At 61.5% G+C, this 15949-nt stretch carries 14 protein-coding genes and 2 pseudogenes; 4 read left to right on the top strand and 12 right to left on the bottom strand.

Annotated features, from left to right (window positions below; genetic code table 11):
- Nucleotide 1 precedes the first annotated feature (1 nt).
- The 6 genes and pseudogenes from BLEFHOIH_RS01110 to BLEFHOIH_RS01090 form a co-directional block, all read right to left on the bottom strand.
- Nucleotides 2-880 (bottom strand): hypothetical protein, encoded by an 879-nt coding sequence (locus BLEFHOIH_RS01110; RefSeq protein WP_088342663.1) that lies wholly within the window; start codon nt 878-880, stop codon nt 2-4.
- Nucleotides 880-3399, bottom strand: coding sequence for a fimbria/pilus outer membrane usher protein (locus tag BLEFHOIH_RS01105; protein WP_125461529.1), 2520 nt, complete (start codon nt 3397-3399; stop codon nt 880-882). Before BLEFHOIH_RS01105 ends, BLEFHOIH_RS01110 begins: the two co-directional genes overlap by 1 nt.
- A gap of 66 nt (nt 3400-3465) precedes the next feature.
- Nucleotides 3466-4224 carry a fimbria/pilus periplasmic chaperone gene (locus BLEFHOIH_RS26510; RefSeq protein ID WP_170936935.1) on the bottom strand — a complete coding sequence of 253 codons (759 nt, stop codon included), beginning with the start codon at nt 4222-4224 and terminating at the stop codon, nt 3466-3468.
- Nucleotides 4225-4265: 41 nt separating this feature from the next.
- Nucleotides 4266-4847 carry a hypothetical protein gene (locus BLEFHOIH_RS26505; RefSeq protein ID WP_170936934.1) on the bottom strand — a complete coding sequence of 194 codons (582 nt, stop codon included), beginning with the start codon at nt 4845-4847 and terminating at the stop codon, nt 4266-4268.
- 386 nt (nt 4848-5233) lie between these two features.
- On the bottom strand, nt 5234-5803 hold the full coding sequence (locus BLEFHOIH_RS01095; RefSeq protein WP_088342660.1) for a hypothetical protein: 570 nt from the start codon (nt 5801-5803) through the stop codon (nt 5234-5236).
- Between the two features lie 263 nt (nt 5804-6066).
- Nucleotides 6067-6354: pseudogene (locus BLEFHOIH_RS01090) on the bottom strand (transposase); the annotation flags it as partial.
- Between the two features lie 362 nt (nt 6355-6716).
- Between BLEFHOIH_RS01090 and BLEFHOIH_RS01085 the strand changes: the two are divergent.
- Both BLEFHOIH_RS01085 and BLEFHOIH_RS01080 read left to right on the top strand, forming a co-directional pair.
- A complete protein-coding gene (locus tag BLEFHOIH_RS01085) occupies nt 6717-7682 on the top strand; it encodes a helix-turn-helix domain-containing protein (protein ID WP_088342659.1) in 966 nt (321 codons plus the stop codon).
- Nucleotides 7683-7964: 282 nt separating this feature from the next.
- Nucleotides 7965-8768: an SDR family oxidoreductase gene (locus tag BLEFHOIH_RS01080; RefSeq protein WP_088342658.1), complete on the top strand. Its 804-nt coding sequence runs from the start codon at nt 7965-7967 to the stop codon at nt 8766-8768.
- 17 nt (nt 8769-8785) lie between these two features.
- On the opposite strand, the pseudogene BLEFHOIH_RS27125 reads toward BLEFHOIH_RS01080, so the two are convergent.
- Nucleotides 8786-8983, bottom strand: a pseudogene (locus tag BLEFHOIH_RS27125) (IS5/IS1182 family transposase); the annotation flags it as partial.
- Between the two features lie 425 nt (nt 8984-9408).
- On the opposite strand from BLEFHOIH_RS27125, the gene BLEFHOIH_RS01075 reads away from it, so the two are divergent.
- A complete protein-coding gene (locus BLEFHOIH_RS01075; RefSeq protein WP_088342657.1) occupies nt 9409-10146 on the top strand; it encodes an SDR family oxidoreductase in 738 nt (245 codons plus the stop codon).
- A 342-nt stretch (nt 10147-10488) separates the two neighbouring features.
- Here BLEFHOIH_RS01075 and BLEFHOIH_RS01070 read toward each other — a convergent pair whose 3' ends face one another.
- On the bottom strand, nt 10489-10869 hold the full coding sequence (locus tag BLEFHOIH_RS01070; protein ID WP_088342656.1) for a tautomerase family protein: 381 nt from the start codon (nt 10867-10869) through the stop codon (nt 10489-10491).
- A 185-nt stretch (nt 10870-11054) separates the two neighbouring features.
- Nucleotides 11055-12464 (bottom strand): amidase, encoded by a 1410-nt coding sequence (locus tag BLEFHOIH_RS01065; protein ID WP_088342655.1) that lies wholly within the window; start codon nt 12462-12464, stop codon nt 11055-11057.
- A 101-nt stretch (nt 12465-12565) separates the two neighbouring features.
- Between BLEFHOIH_RS01065 and BLEFHOIH_RS01060 the strand changes: the two genes are divergently transcribed.
- Nucleotides 12566-13126 carry a TetR/AcrR family transcriptional regulator gene (locus BLEFHOIH_RS01060; RefSeq protein WP_088342684.1) on the top strand — a complete coding sequence of 187 codons (561 nt, stop codon included), beginning with the start codon at nt 12566-12568 and terminating at the stop codon, nt 13124-13126.
- A 61-nt stretch (nt 13127-13187) separates the two neighbouring features.
- On the opposite strand, the gene BLEFHOIH_RS01055 is transcribed toward BLEFHOIH_RS01060, so the two are convergent.
- The 3 genes from BLEFHOIH_RS01055 to BLEFHOIH_RS01045 are packed head-to-tail and all read right to left on the bottom strand — an operon-like array spanning nt 13188 to nt 15544.
- Nucleotides 13188-14507 (bottom strand): YbfB/YjiJ family MFS transporter, encoded by a 1320-nt coding sequence (locus BLEFHOIH_RS01055; protein ID WP_210191720.1) that lies wholly within the window; start codon nt 14505-14507, stop codon nt 13188-13190.
- A 29-nt stretch (nt 14508-14536) separates the two neighbouring features.
- The gene (locus BLEFHOIH_RS01050) at nt 14537-15034 is read right to left on the bottom strand and encodes a DUF302 domain-containing protein (RefSeq protein WP_088342654.1); all 498 of its coding nucleotides are present in this window, start codon (nt 15032-15034) and stop codon (nt 14537-14539) included.
- 33 nt (nt 15035-15067) lie between these two features.
- Nucleotides 15068-15544 carry a MarR family winged helix-turn-helix transcriptional regulator gene (locus BLEFHOIH_RS01045; protein ID WP_088342653.1) on the bottom strand — a complete coding sequence of 159 codons (477 nt, stop codon included), beginning with the start codon at nt 15542-15544 and terminating at the stop codon, nt 15068-15070.
- Nucleotides 15545-15949: the final 405 nt, after the last annotated feature.

Here is a 15949-nt window from a genome sequence, read left to right as displayed (position 1 = left end):
TTTAGTGGTTTGGACTAATCGTTGCTGTAACTACGTCCTTATAAAGACCTGCCCGCTTGTTTGCGATGTCGAGGATTTTGAACGAAAGCGAATGCGACCTCAGACCCGCGCTGGGCATGCCGGCCTGTACGAGCGCGGCGTCTCCAGTCAGATCGGCGGCGGCACCGTCGACCTCCATCCGGTAGTCGACCGACCAGTTCTGGCCCGTGATGGGCGGATCAAGATTCAAACGGCTCTTGTGCTGAGAGCTGAGGCGAATTGTGTAAGCCTCGTTCGATTGTGCCTGCAGGACGACGGAGCGGCGCTCGCCTGAATGGAAATATCCGAAGTTGATGGATGTCGCCAAACCGCCGCCGGCGATGCTGACATTGGCAATCGGCTGGACCCGCTGCAGCAGGAGAATGGACTTTCTATCGAGTTCCGCAGAGCCGTGATCGGACAGCAAGATCGCGAGAAAATGATCGCCATAGACGCCGGGCGGGGCGAATTGACCGCGCCCGAGGAAGACGGAGTAGCTGACCGAACCGGTATTGTTGGGCAGGAGATTGGATGTTTGTAAGAGCTTGCCGGTGTCGAGCTGGGCGTCCTCGCTCTGCAGCAGACTGACACCCGCGGGCGTCGTCAAATTATAGTTGAGATACTGGCCCAGCCGGTCATTTGGAGGCGTACGGATCAAGGCGATCCGATACCGGCACCCTTCATCACTGTGATTGTGGACGCTGAGCGTTTGAGGCGAACGCGCATCCGTCGGCGCGAACGGGTCGTAATCGCTGAGGAAGATCCGATTGGATCCTACAATGTGGCCCTGGCAGCTTGCCTCCGCGAGTGGCGGCGGGACAGCCAGAAAAGACAGGCTGGCGATGAGGAGGCTGATCTTCATTATTTCACTCCGCCCTCAGGTTGGAGGTCGCCGAGGTCGACAAAACCAGTCGCCTCGGTTGGGATCTTCAGCGCGTAGCGGATGCGGGGATCATGGTTCATTTCGATGGTCCAATCGCCCGCGTTGAGCCCTTGTGCTGAAAATTTGCCGGCGGCATTGGTGAACAGCAGGATGCGCTTGTCCTGCTGCACCGGAGAGGAGGCGAAGCCCGCTTTGAAGGCGACCGGCTTATGGTCGTTGTCCAGGAGCACGCCCATTGCGGTCACGGGAGAATCCGAACCGATGGAAAGGGCAAACCCCGATTTATAGGCAGCAAAAAGATTGAAGGCGCCGCTACCCAGGTCATAGCCGACAGGAAGATCGTCTACATCATAGGCGAGATCTGTCGGTACATAGGCGGTGATGTCGGAGACGACCAACGGTCCGAGCCCGTCGGACGAGGCGCGATAGCTTTCTTGGAACGGATCGACATGGACGCCGCTGGCCGCCAGGTTCGGGTGCGTGTCGACGATGGCGAAGGCGCCGCGGATCGGCCGGCCGACGGCGACCTTGCCGTCGGCGAATGCGACACCTGTTCCGATATTGGCGGACGTCCGTGAACTGAGCTGGGTGGTGCCGAGGCGCTCGAATTGACGTGAGTGGCTGGCATTGACCTCGACACGGCTATTCGCGTAGCTGACGTCGGTTTCGAGAGCGTGCTCGATAGGATCGCTGCCGTTTCTCGGCAGGCGTTCCAAATCCACGTCGATGCTGGCCTGGGAGGCACCCTGCTGATATTCGGTGCCGATCGACATGGTCGCGGATCTCGCGATGCCATCATATTCCAAGGCCAGATTTGTCGATGAACTCGGCCGGAAGTTCAGCCGCGCAAGCATCGAGAAGCCTTCCAGCTCGCTCTCCTCCTGGCGATCCCTCCCGCTATATTCATAGCCGCCTGAAAGCCCTAGCATGAGTTCGGGACTGACGAGACGGGACAGCGAAAGGCTGGTGCCGAAACCCTGGTCCGCTTCGGATTGCGAAAACAGATAATAGCCCGAGACGCCCATGCTGAAGCGCGCGGGCAGCGGCTGCGACAGCGAGCCGTTGAGGCGGATCCGGGCCGGCCTGTCCGACACCTCATCCAAGGAGGAGGTAAAGCCTTTGCTTTGAAACTCAGCCCCCAAGCGAATCGTCCCAAGGCGTTCCCAGATCCTGTCCGTCTCAAGATCGAGCCCCGCCGCCACCGACCAGCCAAATCCGATTTCCACGCCCAAGGAGGTTGCTGCATCGAGGCTCAGCAGACCGAGATCGGTCTGAGTCAACGCGCCGGCACTATTGAGGGTCGCGCGCTTCGTCGCCTGGACGCCGAAGCTGGCGGTGAGCGTCTCAGAAAGGCCGGCGCGCAGCGAGGCTGAGATCGCAGGCTCCCCGTCTTCATAGTCCGGCTCAAACAGACCGACCGTCGCCGTCCGCCCCGCGGCCACCGACCACTCGGACAGGCCTGGTTCGAGGAGGGTGCGGTTGAAAAGGATCGTGAAATCGACGTTCTCTTCATTGCCAAACTCGTCTTTGATCACCAGCCGGATATCGTTGTTGCCCGCGCCGAGCGGCAGGTCGTCCAGATCGTATTCGCCCGGCGCGAGGCGGAGTCTTCGCACTTCGCTGTTGTTGATGAGCACACTTACCTCAGAAGGGCGCTCAACTCGGAAGGACCGCTTTCCGGTAGGCCGCACGTTGCGCATCGGTTGCAGATCGGCGTAGGACAGCTCAATCGCGACGCCGAGCAGAGGCGGCGTGACAAAAAACGGACCCGGATGAAGCAGCAAATCTCCCGCCGAGACGCGGATGGCTTCTTCGGGAAAATCATAGATCAGGCGGGTCGAGCGGCGCGTGACCGCCCCGTCGATGCTTACCTGACCGTCACCCTCCAGCACCAAACCCTGCCAACGGACGGCACCATCGAGCGACAAGGCTGGAAACTCAAATTGCTCGGAATAAGCCTTTTCGTCGGCGGAATAGGCAGCGCCGAAATGCACGTTCATGAAGCCGGTAAAATCGGCCGGGGCCCTAAGGTCGGCTGGCGATCTGCTGCTGGTGATCGATCCGGTCACTTCACCGCGGGGGCGCTGCTCGACCGTCGGCTCGATGGAGATTTCCAGATCGGCTGGGTTGTAGCTCGTCTTGAGACCCGCCTGCGTGATGTCGGCAAGATCGACATAGTCAGCGCCGGGAATTTTGCCATCGAGCTCTTTCAAAGCCTCCGCGCGAAATGCCCCGCGGATCGCCGTCAGCAAGCTGGCCTTTTGGACCCGCAAGGATTGGTCGGTGCCGACGAGCACGATCACCTCGCCGAGCTTGAACCCGCCATCCTTCACCGGCATGGTCAACTCCGTCGCCTTGGCAAAATCAGACGTTGCGGCGCCCGGCTTGGCCTCGATGATAGGCGGCGATGTAAGGGCGAGCAGGGGCTGGCTGAACATGCTGAGCACCGAGACAAACGCAATGCCGGCACCAAGAGCCCACTTTTGAACAAGCGGCACTGTAGATCTCCGGCCGGACGCATGAAAAAATCGCGCTCGAAGACAATTTCAATCGGTAGGGGACGTTCAGTTTGAGGTCGATGTTGATGCGTACTCAACCCGTGCATCGACCTTGGTTATTTGCAGCGGTATCTCCGCGCTCAGCGAAAATTTGCGCGTCCTGCCCGGTTGGACGAGGCCAAGGCCGATCATCTGGCGCAACTCGCCGCCGGTGATGGTCTTCGACCAGGTGCCGCTCGACAGCACGACCGCGCCGTCGCCCAGAAGCGCATAACGATTGCCGGCATTCTGTACCCGGATCACCGTGCGCTTGGCGCCTTTACCGTCCGCCACGAGGTTGGAGGAGACAAGTTTCAGAAGACTCTGCCCCGCTTGCGGCGCGACATTCACAATGACCGAGAAATTGAAGACAATCTGGACGCCGGATTTGCTCGCGCCGAGATCGACGGGAAGCTGGTTCACCGAAAAAATAAAAGTCTGGCTCTCCTTCAGATCGGGAGCACCGAGCCACTGCACGCGGAAGGATTGGCTGGCGCCGGCGGGAATGATTGCCTGCGCGGGGAATAGCAGGAATTGTCCGGCCGCGGGGTCGGATTGACTCTCTCCCTCCTCGTTCAGGGTGATCCGCGAGATCTGTATTTCCACCGGAATCGGGACCGCGCCGTCATTGTGCACGCGGAGCGTCGACTTGTTGGTCGCTCCGCTCGCTGTCAGTTCCATCGACAGAGGGGTAACGCTCATGGCCTGAGCGGTCGGGGCAGCAAGCTGCAGAAATGCAAAAGCGCAAAATATTCGAAAATAGCCGAAGCCCCTGACCGAAAACATGGAAACCCCCAAAATTGCATATAGAGTATAAAAGATCGCTGCTACATCAACAGCCCAACGTTGATGCGGATCGTGTCTTGGTAGTCGCCCTTGATCAGGGGCTTTGTGCTGGCGGGCGCTGAGATGATCATGGTCAGGTTGGCCAGATTGGCTCCGCCGGGCTGCGCCTGGACCGCCACGGGGCTGCCGCCTGCTGCATTCAATGGCTGGATCTGCACGGCGCCCCAGTTCGCGACCACCGTGTAGTCGACCCGGGAAAGGAACTCCCCGCTGCCGCTGACCGCGGCGTCCTGCGCACCGACCGGCATCATGCCGCCCTTGTCGCTTCGAATGCTGACGGTGGAATTGTAGTTGCACATGACCTGCTCGAAGTTGAACGTGACCGACCACGGATTGATCTTGGCGTCGGTCTGGTTCACCAGATTGCCGATCGTCGCCGTCCTGCCCGCGACTGTGGTGTTGGTCAGGGTTCCCGGCTGCGGCTCGGGCATCAGGCAGACCGGCTGTGCCGTTCCCTTGATGGTGAAATCGCTGGACTGGCTCTCGGCGGCGTTCACCCCGGCGGCGGCGCATAGCGGCAAAATTGCGGACGCGAGAGCATAAAACAAATGTGCGGTTTTCATGCTTTTTCCTATCGTTCTGGCGTTACTTGAAGGATGAACCGATTTGAAAAGGTAATTTGAGAATGATCGTGGCCTGGCCGGAGAGGCGCTGACGGCCGGCCCGCGACCGTCAGCATGCACCCTGCCTACACGCCGCCCCCCAGCAAAATCGATGGCGCCCCGAACCAAAGTGTTGAGCCGTTCCGTGGCATCGCCTTGTCCCTAGGTTGTGCCATGACCACGTCTAGCACCTCGGAGTGCGCCCTCATCAGACGCAACAATGCTTAGTAGGAAACTTACGCATCAAGCACTTATCGAGGTTTGGTTCGACGAGCGGGCGCCGCGAGATGGCCAGCTCCGGCGGGAGCGCTTGTAAGGTGGTCCTCACCGGACGCGGAGTGGCCTTGTCAGAAGATGGGCTGAAGACTGAGCGTAACGACGTCGGCATAATCGCCGGCGAGCAACTCCTGGGGGACGGACCATGAAAAGGCGAGCGAACCGGTCTGGGCGATTGCGATACCTTGCCCGGAGTCGCTGATAGCGCAGCTGCCGCCGCCAGTGAGCTGAGCGCTCCCGCAAGTATCGGAGATCCCTCCCGCATCGGTGAGGATTGATACGCGGAGCACATAAGGGATCAGCGCGGTAAACGGTGCGCGGACGATCGTGTGGCCGCTATTCCTGAGCCCGCCCTCCCGGGACCTGACGGCGTAACGGAACGGCGCATTGCAATAGAGGCCAAAATCAACCGTTCGAGTGCCGGATTTTGTCATCTGAACGAGATCAACGGTTGGAGCAACCGCGGTCAGGCGGCACTCCGTTTTAATCTGGCCTTGGAGTTCGATTGAGACCGGACCAGCGGCGAGGCATGAGCAGGACGAAATCGCCATGCCGACGATGGCGAATAGCAGGTGCCTCATTCGCTTTGAAGCTGCTTGAAACGGCCGGAAATTGCCGATCTTGGGCGATATCGCGATCATCCCGCGTTCTTGGGACGGATTGCATATCGGAAGCAATTCGCATTGCCACGTAGTTGAATCTTGCCTGTAACCTCAGGGCTCACGCTGCTAAGCGGCAAACAAGCGGGAAGAAGCTCCCCACATCCAGACATTCAATGCGCGCACTATAGACCCTCCAGAAAAAGTGGCGCTGGCCCAGTCCGATGCTGCTGGCGTTGCCCCCCCTGAGCACATCGGCGGTTGAGCGATCCGAGCTGGCCTGCCCCACATCGCGATACCAGTTCCTAAGTTAGAATCCGGCGCTCAGGTGCCAGCGTTAGAGCTGGCCGGAGCGAAGCGTAGGACAGGTCTAACGCTGGCGGCAAGATCGTTTCTGGGGCCGGCGGACGATAGCCGAGCGAGGAGTGTGGCCGGACAGTATTGTAATGCCGGCGCCAGCACTCAATCAGGACTTGAGCCTCGCGGAGCGTGGTGAAAATTTCGCCGTTGAGCAACTCATCGCGCAGCTTCGAATTGAAGCTCTCATTGTAGCCATTCTCCCACGGGCTGCCGGGTTCGATATAAAGCGTCTGCACGGCGATCCGGCCTGTGAACCGGCATGCAATTTTGACCCCCTGCCAGGGGTAATCGGCGTTCAATTTTGACCCCGTCCCCGATTGCTCATTCTCCCGCTAAGCGATTCGCGAGCGGGGGCTCAACGGGGGATGGTGAGGGTGGAGACGATCGGCCGTGTACGGCATGCCTTTCATGTCAAGGGCAAGACGATCAAGCAGATCTCGCGGGAGCTTCCCGTTGCATTTCCAATGGCATGCCGGAGCGCAGTGCCTTTATAATTTCCCCTGCGCATCGTCCGGGGGATCTTCATGTTTGTACCTTTTCTTTCAGCATTTAAACGGCTACTGTCGTAAACGCCAACGTTGGGGTCATTCACGCCATGCGGATTGCCGTACTTGCCTTGGAAGACCTGTTCGATTCAGGGCTCTCCGTAACGCTCGACGCCTTTGCCACCGCAAACGCTCTTGCAGGCAATTTGGTCGCGGGAACACCGCGTTTCGAGGTGAGGGTGGTCGGCGTCCGCCGGAAGGTCAGCTCGATGCACGGTCTGACGATCCCTGCGAAACCCCTCACGCCCGATCTGAAGCCGGACTGGGTGGTGGTTCCGGCGCTCAAAGCGACGACTCTGGAGACGCTGGTGCCGGCCCTAGATCGGGCCGACGTCCGTCAGGCCAAGGCGCAGCTCCTGAAATGGCGTTGCGAAGGCGTGCAGATCGGCGCTTCCTGCGTCGGCACCTTCCTGCTCGCGGATGCCGGCCTTCTCGATGGACGGGAAGCGACGACGAGCTGGTGGCTCGCGCCCCTGTTCCGGCAACGCTATCCGAAGGTCTCGCTCGACGAGGGCCGCATGCTGGTGCCGACAGATGTCGGCGTGACAGCCGGCGCGGCGATGGGCCATCTCGATCTCGCTTTGTGGCTGATCCGCAAGGCCAGCCCGGAACTGGCAACCCTCGTCTCGCGCTACCTTCTGGCCGACATCCGTTCGTCTCAGGCGTCCTACATCATCCCCAATCATATCGCGCAAGCCGATCCCCTCATCCTTTGCTTCGAGCGATGGTCACGGGAACACCTCCAGGAGGGTTTCTCGCTGCAGGGGGCCGCCAAGGCCCTGGGGACGAGCGCGCGCTCGTTGCAGCGCCGCTGCCAAGCCGTCCTTGGCAAGTCGCCGCTGGCCTATTTCCAGGATCTGCGGGTCGAGCGCGCGCAGTCGCTGCTTCACGGCAGCGGCCTCGACGTGGACGCCATCGCAGCCGAAGTTGGCTATCTCGACGGAGCCACATTGCGAACGCTCCTGCGTGAGCGCCTGGGCAGGGGCGTGCGGGATCTTCGTGCCGAATTGCGCTGAGCGCCGCCAATCTGTCCCCCGGATCACCTTCCTTGGCCGGCATTGGATGATGTTGAAGCGCGAAGCGGCGGGTCCGATATCGTTTGGCGTAAATGCCTCTAAAGATGGCAGATGCGACGATACAGATTGCAGCATCCAGGCACCATAATACCTCAATCACCAACTGGCCGGTCGCATCGCGACACGTCGACGCTCGGCTCGCGGCGGAGGCGGCGCTCGCGAATGGAGTGCAGAGACACGCGCAGATGTCATGTGCCGCCGCCCAACCACTGAGATGTTCACATGACTGAGCAGACCAAGGGCTTCGCTCTGATCACCGGCGCTTCCGCCGGGATCGGGGCCGCCTACGCCGATCGCCTGGCGCGTCGGGGTTACGACCTGATCCTGGTCGCCCGCCATACCGCTCGCCTGCAAGCCATTGCCGAGCGCATTGCCGCCGAGACGGGCCGCAAGGTCGAGACTGTCGTGGCCGATCTCGGCGACCGCGCCGACCTCGGGCGGGTCGAGCATATCCTGCGCGACGACGCGCGGATCTCCCTGCTGGTCAACAATGCCGGCCTCGGCCCGGTGGCCCCGCTATTGAATTCCAATGTCGAGACCATGAGCGACGTCGTAACGCTGAATATCGACGCCCTGATGCGCCTCACCTACGCCGCCGCGCCGAGATTCGCCGAACGCGGCGCCGGCTCTATCATCAACATGTCCTCGGGCGTGGCGATCGGCCCCGAATTTCTGAACGGCGTCTACAGCGCCTCCAAGGCATTCGTGCTCGCCTTCAGCCAGTCGCTGAGGCACGAGCTCGCGGACAAGGGCGTGCGCATTCAGGTGGTGTTGCCGGGCGTGGTCGCGACCGACAGCTGGGCCAATAACGGCATGCCGATCGAGACCTTGCCGCAGGAGATGGTGATGTCGCCGGGCGTCATGGTCGATGCGGCCCTGTCCGGCTTCGATCAGGGCGAATTCGTCACCGCTCCCTCCCTGCCCGACACGGCCCAATGGGACACGTTCGATCAGGCCCGTCGGGCGCTGTTCCAGAACCTGTCGAGTTCTTCTCCAGCCGCGCGCTACGGTGCGACCGTCGCTTGAGAGCCTGGCTCAAAAGCCTACCTCCGCGCGAGTCTTCTGAGGGTGAGTTGGATCGCGGCGATAGTGACCAAGGCGTGGAGTGCGTCGGCGAGGTTTTCCCAGTCCTTGAGGTGTCGGTTTCGTCCGAACCAGGAGAAGGTGCGCTCGACCACCCATCAGCGCGGTAGGACGACGAAACCGCTCATGGCGTCCGTGCGCTTGACGATCTCCAGCGTAGGCACGGGAGTTTGGCGACGGCGTTTACGACCTGGTGCGCGTTGTTGCCGCTGTCGGCCGATTTTGTTGCAAAAGTCAGGAGTGTGAGGAGGAGGCACTTGGTGCTTGAGCTGATTGAAGCCCTGGCCAACCCGGTTCGCGCCGCGCGCTCCATGGAGAGCGGCAGCGCCACCCCGTTCACGCGACGACGCTCACGCACCCGGACGAACTGACGCTTACGCCATGCACTTTGTCGTCATGTCCGGGGGATGGACGGCCAGTTTGGCAAGCCGGCGCCGATTTTGCGCGATCCGGCGAGGGTGAACTCGAACTGCGCGCCTCGCGGTCCCCGCAGGCGCAACAGGCCGAGACGCAGGGTGCGCTGAGATGCGCGAACAAGAGGCCAAAGACCTCTGTGTCGATCACTACAGAAAAGGAGATTACAATGACGCTAACGGGAAGACGGGCTCTGGTGACGGGGGCAAGCAGAGGTATTGGCGCAGCGATCGCAAAAGCGCTCGCCGCCGAAGGCGCGGATGTGGCGATCACTTATGAGAAGTCCGCGGAGATTGCCGCAGAGGTGGTCAGCGCCATAAAGGCGAAGGGGCGTAGAGCCGTGGCGATCCAGGCTGACAGCGCGGACGCCGCCGCAGTTCAGGCGTCGGTCGAGAAGACAGTCGCCGAGCTGGGCGGGCTTGACATCCTCGTCAACAACGCCGGGATTCTTCGATTGAGCGAACTCAAGGACATTTCGCTCGCCGACATCGACGTCCTCCTGAACGTCAACCTGCGCGCGCCGATCATCGCAAGCAAGGCCGCTCTGGCCCACCTTACCAAGGGCGGTCGCATTATCACCGTAGGCAGCTACTTCGCAGACCGCGTCCCTAATCCGATCCTCGGCGTGTACGCGGCAACCAAGTTGGCGCTGGCCGCGCTCACGAAGGCGCTGGCGCGGGAGCTCGGGCCAAAGGAGGCCACGGCCAACCTCGTGCAGCCGGGCTCTATCGACACCGACATGAACCCGGCAAACGGCCCGTACGCGGAGACACTCAAACAGTTCATGGCATTAGGTCGGTTTGGCGCGCCGGAGGACATCGCCAACGCGGTAGCGTTCCTGGCGAGCGCAAAGGCTCAGTACATCACCGGCTCGACGCTGACCGTCGACGGCGGCGCGAACGCCTAGATGCCAAAAGGGTCCGGGTGGACGTAACACCGCCCAGCCGGCCCGTCGCGGTGCTCTTCAGCCTTTACGCTAGATCGCTATGTCGATCCGTAGCATGCTTGTTGCAGCAGCATTCGCCTTGGACTCTCTGCCGGCCGCCCACGCCGATGGCCTGCGTCCGATTGATGCCAAGCATCGACCTCGGCGAGGTGTCCGGTGTCGCCTACTACACCGCCCATTCTCGCGCCGCTCATCCGAACCGATGAATCATGCAACCAGACCGGACGCAATATGCTCTGGGGCCGGCTGAGAAGGGAAGGATTCCCCAGAGTTCGGCCTGCATGCTTTCGCGATACCTTCGGCTCAGCCCGCGTAGGTCGCGATGCCGTTGCCGAATGACCAATTTTCCTTCCTCACCTCGATAAGGTTGATCAGCACATCCTCCGGCCGGATACCGATTGCCTGGACCAAGCCGTCAACGATGGACTTGTAGAATGCCTTCTTCTGATCGACCGTCCGCCCGTCGTTCCAGGTTACTTGTATTATGATGAGGTCGTTTGAACGCTCGATACCAAGATAGATAGGGTCGAAAAGAAAATTGTCGGCGTCGTGCTCGTTGATGATCTGGAAGCGGTCTTTCTCCGGAACGCCAACACCGATCATCGCCTCATAGACGACGCGACCGACATTCTGCCGATAAGCGGCATCCTTGCCTTTGAGCAAATCAATGCGAGCGAGGGGCATGTGAATCGCCTTTCAATTTTGATCGACACCATTGCGCTCTAAGATAGGTCATTCTGCATCTTGAGATCCGGCAGCGCCTCGGCTATCGACTGCACGGTCGCGACGCCCTCGGATCGACTGGCCGCCAGGGCGGGCCCAACTTCCAGCCCATGTGGAGCTGGCGATCGAGCTCCCGCCCTTTGGCGTTAGAGAGCGGGGTGAAGGTCGCGGACGGGGCTCACCGCTTCGAGGCGCGCCGCCACATCGAGCACCGTCGATTCCGCCAACCAGGAGGAGACGATTTGCACGCCGATCGGCAGACCGTCGTGGCTTGTTCCGAACCGCATCGCTAGGGCTGGGAGGCCGGTCAGGCTGAAGGGCGCAGTCGCACTCTGCACGTGAAATGGCGAAACCGTCTTGCCATCGACGACGAGCTCATTCAGTCCGTGCTTGGTCGCCGGGAACGGGGTCACCGGGCAAAGCAGCGCATCATATCGCTGGAAATAGCCGGCGAAGGTGTCGCGGAGACGCTCCACCGTCTGCTCGGCGGCGACGAAGTCGCCGATCGGCGTGTCAGGTGCGTCAAGGACGAATCTGGCATGCCTGAAGATCTGGGCCTCATGACCGGCGGTGACCCTCTCGAACTCGGGCCGGCTTTCCATCTGTTGAAGCTGCCAGAGGACGGTGCTGGTATCCGTCTGCTCCAGCAAGGGCAGGCGGACTTCCTCAACCTTGCAGCCGGTACCGCTGAGCGCTTGAGCCGCGGCCTTCACGGTGGCGACCACCTCCGGATCGATCGGTCCGAAGAAGCCCGGAGAGGCAAACCAACCCACACGAAGCGGACGGGTCGATTTCGGGCCGACCCCTGTATCCATGTCGGGCGAGCTGATTGAGAAGCCGTCGGCACCGTCGGGGCCTGCCATTAAAGAATAAGCGAGCGCCACATCGCGAACCGAGCGCGCCATCGGACCGATGTGCCACAAGCGGCGCGGCACGCGGGGCCACTGGCCTGTCATCGGCAGCCGACCGTGCGTGGCTTTAAATCCAACGACACCGGTATGCGCCGCCGGGCCGCGCAATGAGATCGAGAGATCGCTGCCCACGCCGAGTGGCGACATGCCCGCTGCGATGGCGGCGGATTCACCACCGCTCGATCCGCCTGGAGTGTAGTCAAGATTCCAGGGGTTGTTCGTTCGGCCCGTCAGGAAATTGTCCGTTTCGATCGAGTAGGAAAATTCCGGCGGATTCGTCTTTGCGATGAGGATGGCGCCGGCGGCCTTCAGCCGGCCTACTACGGTTGCATCAGTCTCGGCAACGCGTCCCTTGAAGATCGGCGAACCGCGCTGTGTCAACACGCCCGCGGTGTCAATTCCATCCTTGACCGTGAATGGTACGCCATGGAGAGGACCCAATCGAGCGTCCGACGTGACCGCCGCCTCGGCTTTTTTGGCAGCGTCCAGTGCGCCATCGGCCATCGTCACAATCGCGTTTACCTTGGGATTGACCTCGGCAATACGATCGAGATGGGCCTGCATGACCTCGACCGGCGAAAGCTCCCGTGTGGCGATGAGTTCGGCGATGCGGCTGGCATCCATGTGAATGATGGGATCAGTCATGACGTTGGTCCTACCTGTCAGTTGTTAGGTATAGACTTGGGCTTCCTTTTTCTCTTTTCAATCCCTACCTAACAATCGGTAGGATTGGGTGAGATATGGCGATGAACGCAAATGCGAAAGAAGCGATCCTTGCGGCGGCTCGGCGGATGGCTCAGGCCCATGGCTATGGCGGCCTGAACTTCCGTGACATCGGGGCTGACGTCGGCATCAAGGCGGCCAGCATCTACCACCACTTTCCCAGCAAGGCCGATCTGGGTGCCGCGGTGGCGAAGCGCTACTGGGAGGACACGGCGGGGGACCTTGAAGCGATTTCGGCGGCGACCGGCGATCCGATAAAAGCGCTCCAGGCTTATCCGGATCTTTTCCGCCAATCGCTTGAGGCGAATAACCGGATGTGCCTGTGCAGCTTCATGGCGGCCGAGTATGACGACCTGCCCGACGCCGTGAAGACCGAGGTGCAGGCCTTCGCCGATATTCACGTGGCGTGGCTCACTAGGATGCTTGCCGCGGCTTCCGTTGCTGGACGCGAGGGTGAGGCAAGCGCGCGCGCAATCTACGCCGCCGTTGTCGGTGCGCAACTCATGGCGCGGAGCCGTGCGGATTTGAGTCTGTTCGACGCGCTGATTGCTAGCTTTCGCGAATCTGGCCTGATCCCGAGTTGAAAGTCCTGCAAAGTTTGAGCCGATGAGGCCGCGCTCAAACCCGTGACCGGCGCAGCCTGTGTCATCGCCGATTTCGTAGCCCATGACCGTCGTCAATTGCCGTCGGCTCGGGTTGAAAGGCGGCGACAACGGTCGCCACCATGAGGATACCGACGGACAGCCAAAGGCCGGTACGGACGCCATTGGGCCCGTCGGAGAGCACGCCGCTGAGCAAGGGGCCGATGCACTGACCGATACCGAAGGCGATCGTCAATGCTGCGATCGCGGCCGTCCAGGCATGGGGCTTTGCGGCCCTGCGTGCGAACGATGTGACTGCGGCGACGACGGCGAGAACGGAACCGCCGAACAGAATGGCCGAGAGATAGGCCGCTATCGGACCGTGCCAGAGGAGTGGCAGTGCTGCCCCGATGGTGACGGTGCCGATCGTCGCGCAAGCCCCCCAGCCGCCTCGAAGACGGGCAAGGATCGGTCCCCAGGCGAACGCCGCGACGATTGCCGACAGTCCGAGGATCGCCCAAAAGACCGTGACCGATCGACTGTCAAATCCTTCGCTGGCGCGCAGATAGGCGATGATGAATGTTCCATAGGCAATATAGCCTGCGCCAAAGAGAGCGTAGGACACCAACTTGAATGCCATGAACCGGGCGGACCAACCGCCGCGCGCAGTGTGGACGCCGTAAGAAGGTTCTGGAGCTCGGCTCAAAACGAGCCAGCCATACAGCGTCGCCGACAGCGACAATACGCCGAGCACCAGCCAGCCGCCGCGCCAGCCCATCGTGGCAAGGAGCGGCGGGACTGCGAGAGCCGACGCCGTGATGCCAATCCCCGCCCCCGCGAAATAAACCCCAAGCAAGGTCGGCGCGCGCGCCCGGGACCCTCCTGCAGCGGCGGCCGATGTAAGCCCGGCGCCGGAGACGAAGGCGATGGCTCCGGTGACGCCGGCCAGCAATCGCAAGGCGAGCAGCACTGTAAAGTTTGCAGTGAGACCGGAGATCCCGATTGCCGCCGCAGTCAACAGCAGCCCGAGTATGAAGGCGACCTTATCACCGATGCGGCGGCCGATCGGTGCGGCCGCGAGTGCGCCGGCCAGATAGCCGGCGGCGTTCGCGGTGTTCATCGCGCCCGCATCGGCAAAACTCCAGCCGAGATCGGCTCGCATCGCCGGAAGCAAAAGCGCGTAGGCGAACCGCGAGAGTCCCAAGGCGACGGCCGGGCCCATGGCCAGTCCGAACACGACCCAAAGCGGGGTGAGGGCATGCCCGGTTTCCCGCTGTGGCTTTACGGCCAAGGCGGGGATCCGCTCCGGCGCCGGTTTCTCCATCGCCCGACGGTTCTGCGTGACCGCGCCGTCGTCGTGGTCTGACTTGAGGTGCCTGCCCATCGAATGCCTCCGGCGCCGCCCTGCGCAAATTATGCTTTTACGCCTGTCACGGCTTCGCCGAGTGCCATCAATTTGGCGTCGAGCTTGAGCGCGGCACGATGAACCGCCTCGTTTTCGAGGCCGCTCATCAGACTTGACGGCGTGTTGAAGACCAGCCGCGTCTTGCCATCGGGATGCTCGTAGATGGCGAGACGCACCGGCACGTCGAGGCCCGCCTCGACGTGATGCTCGATCATGGTGATCGCGATCATGGGATTGCCGATCGTGTACATGAAAAATCGCGTCGCATGCCCCTGCTTGGTGACCCATTCGCCATGATCGATCGTGAGAAACCGCGTGAACCCGCTCGGGCCCAAAACGTCTCGAACACGTCGCTCGAAGTCTTCCTGGTCACGCGAAGCCGCCGGGATTGCTGGCCAGCCCATTTGCTCCAGCGAGCCAACCTGCTCGTTAAAGGCCTCTACGACCGCATCGAACGGGCGATCAGTGACGAAGGTGACGTGCTCTACAGTGATCTGACGGATCATGCTTCTCTCCACGGATCGAGAATGGTGTGTTGCTCAACGCGCGTTGGTCTCTGTCTGGAGTACTTCGGAAAGGCTTGGATTTTCGGCGATGTCGCGCAAAGTCGTGCGCAATGCCGCGAGCGGTGCATCGCCGAAAAAGCACTGAAACTGTGCATGGGCTTTGGCCCAGTAGGGCCGGCCCCGTGCCACGGCGTCCCCTCCGACCGGCGTGAGCTGAATGAGCCGGCGGCGGCCGTCGCGCTTGTCCCGGCCAAGCGCGATGAAGCCATCGCGCTCCAACGGCCGAAGCGTCTGACCAAGCGCAGATCGCTCCATCGTCAGAATTTCTGCCAACTCGCTGACGGTCGGCGGCTCCGATGCACGTCGCTCAAGTTCGGAGAGAATATGGAATTGAGTGACCCGCAGCCCGGACGGCGCCAGCGCTTCATCGAAAAGCAATGTCAGCCGACGCGAGGCGGCGCGCATCGCCGCCGCGATGCAGGGGCTGGTGGAGTGAAGAGGCAAGCTCATGACATCGTATCCGCGAACGGGACCCTAAAGCGGGTATATCCCCATATCGCTCAATATAAGGGGGATATCCCCGCATCGCAAGCCTCATCCTTGAATTCGCATCCTGACTGGGCTCAGTCTTGCCGTCTATCTTGTGCAGTGCTCAGTGCCGGCGTGCAGATTTTGCTCGGCGGCCAAACCCCTTCGGAGAACGGGCTGAACGCCCAGCAATCGATTGCTGCTGGCCTTGGCCAGCAATTCGGTCAGCTTAGTGAGTAGCTTACCTGCCGCAATGCCCACATCCAGCCGACGCTGGAAATCCGCCCCGGCTATCTTTTCACCGTAAGCGGGCCAGCCACCCCACCTTGATCCTGGCTCAGGCTGGTTTTGCGTAAGCCCAGGGCATCAGCTCGTCGATGCGTGATG

Origin of the sequence: Rhodomicrobium sp. R_RK_3 (assembly GCF_002198715.1) — a bacterium.
Lineage (GTDB): Bacteria > Pseudomonadota > Alphaproteobacteria > Rhizobiales > Rhodomicrobiaceae > R-RK-3.
The sequence above is the reverse complement of the archived record's forward strand: the minus strand, read 5'-3'. Positions and strand labels throughout refer to the sequence as shown.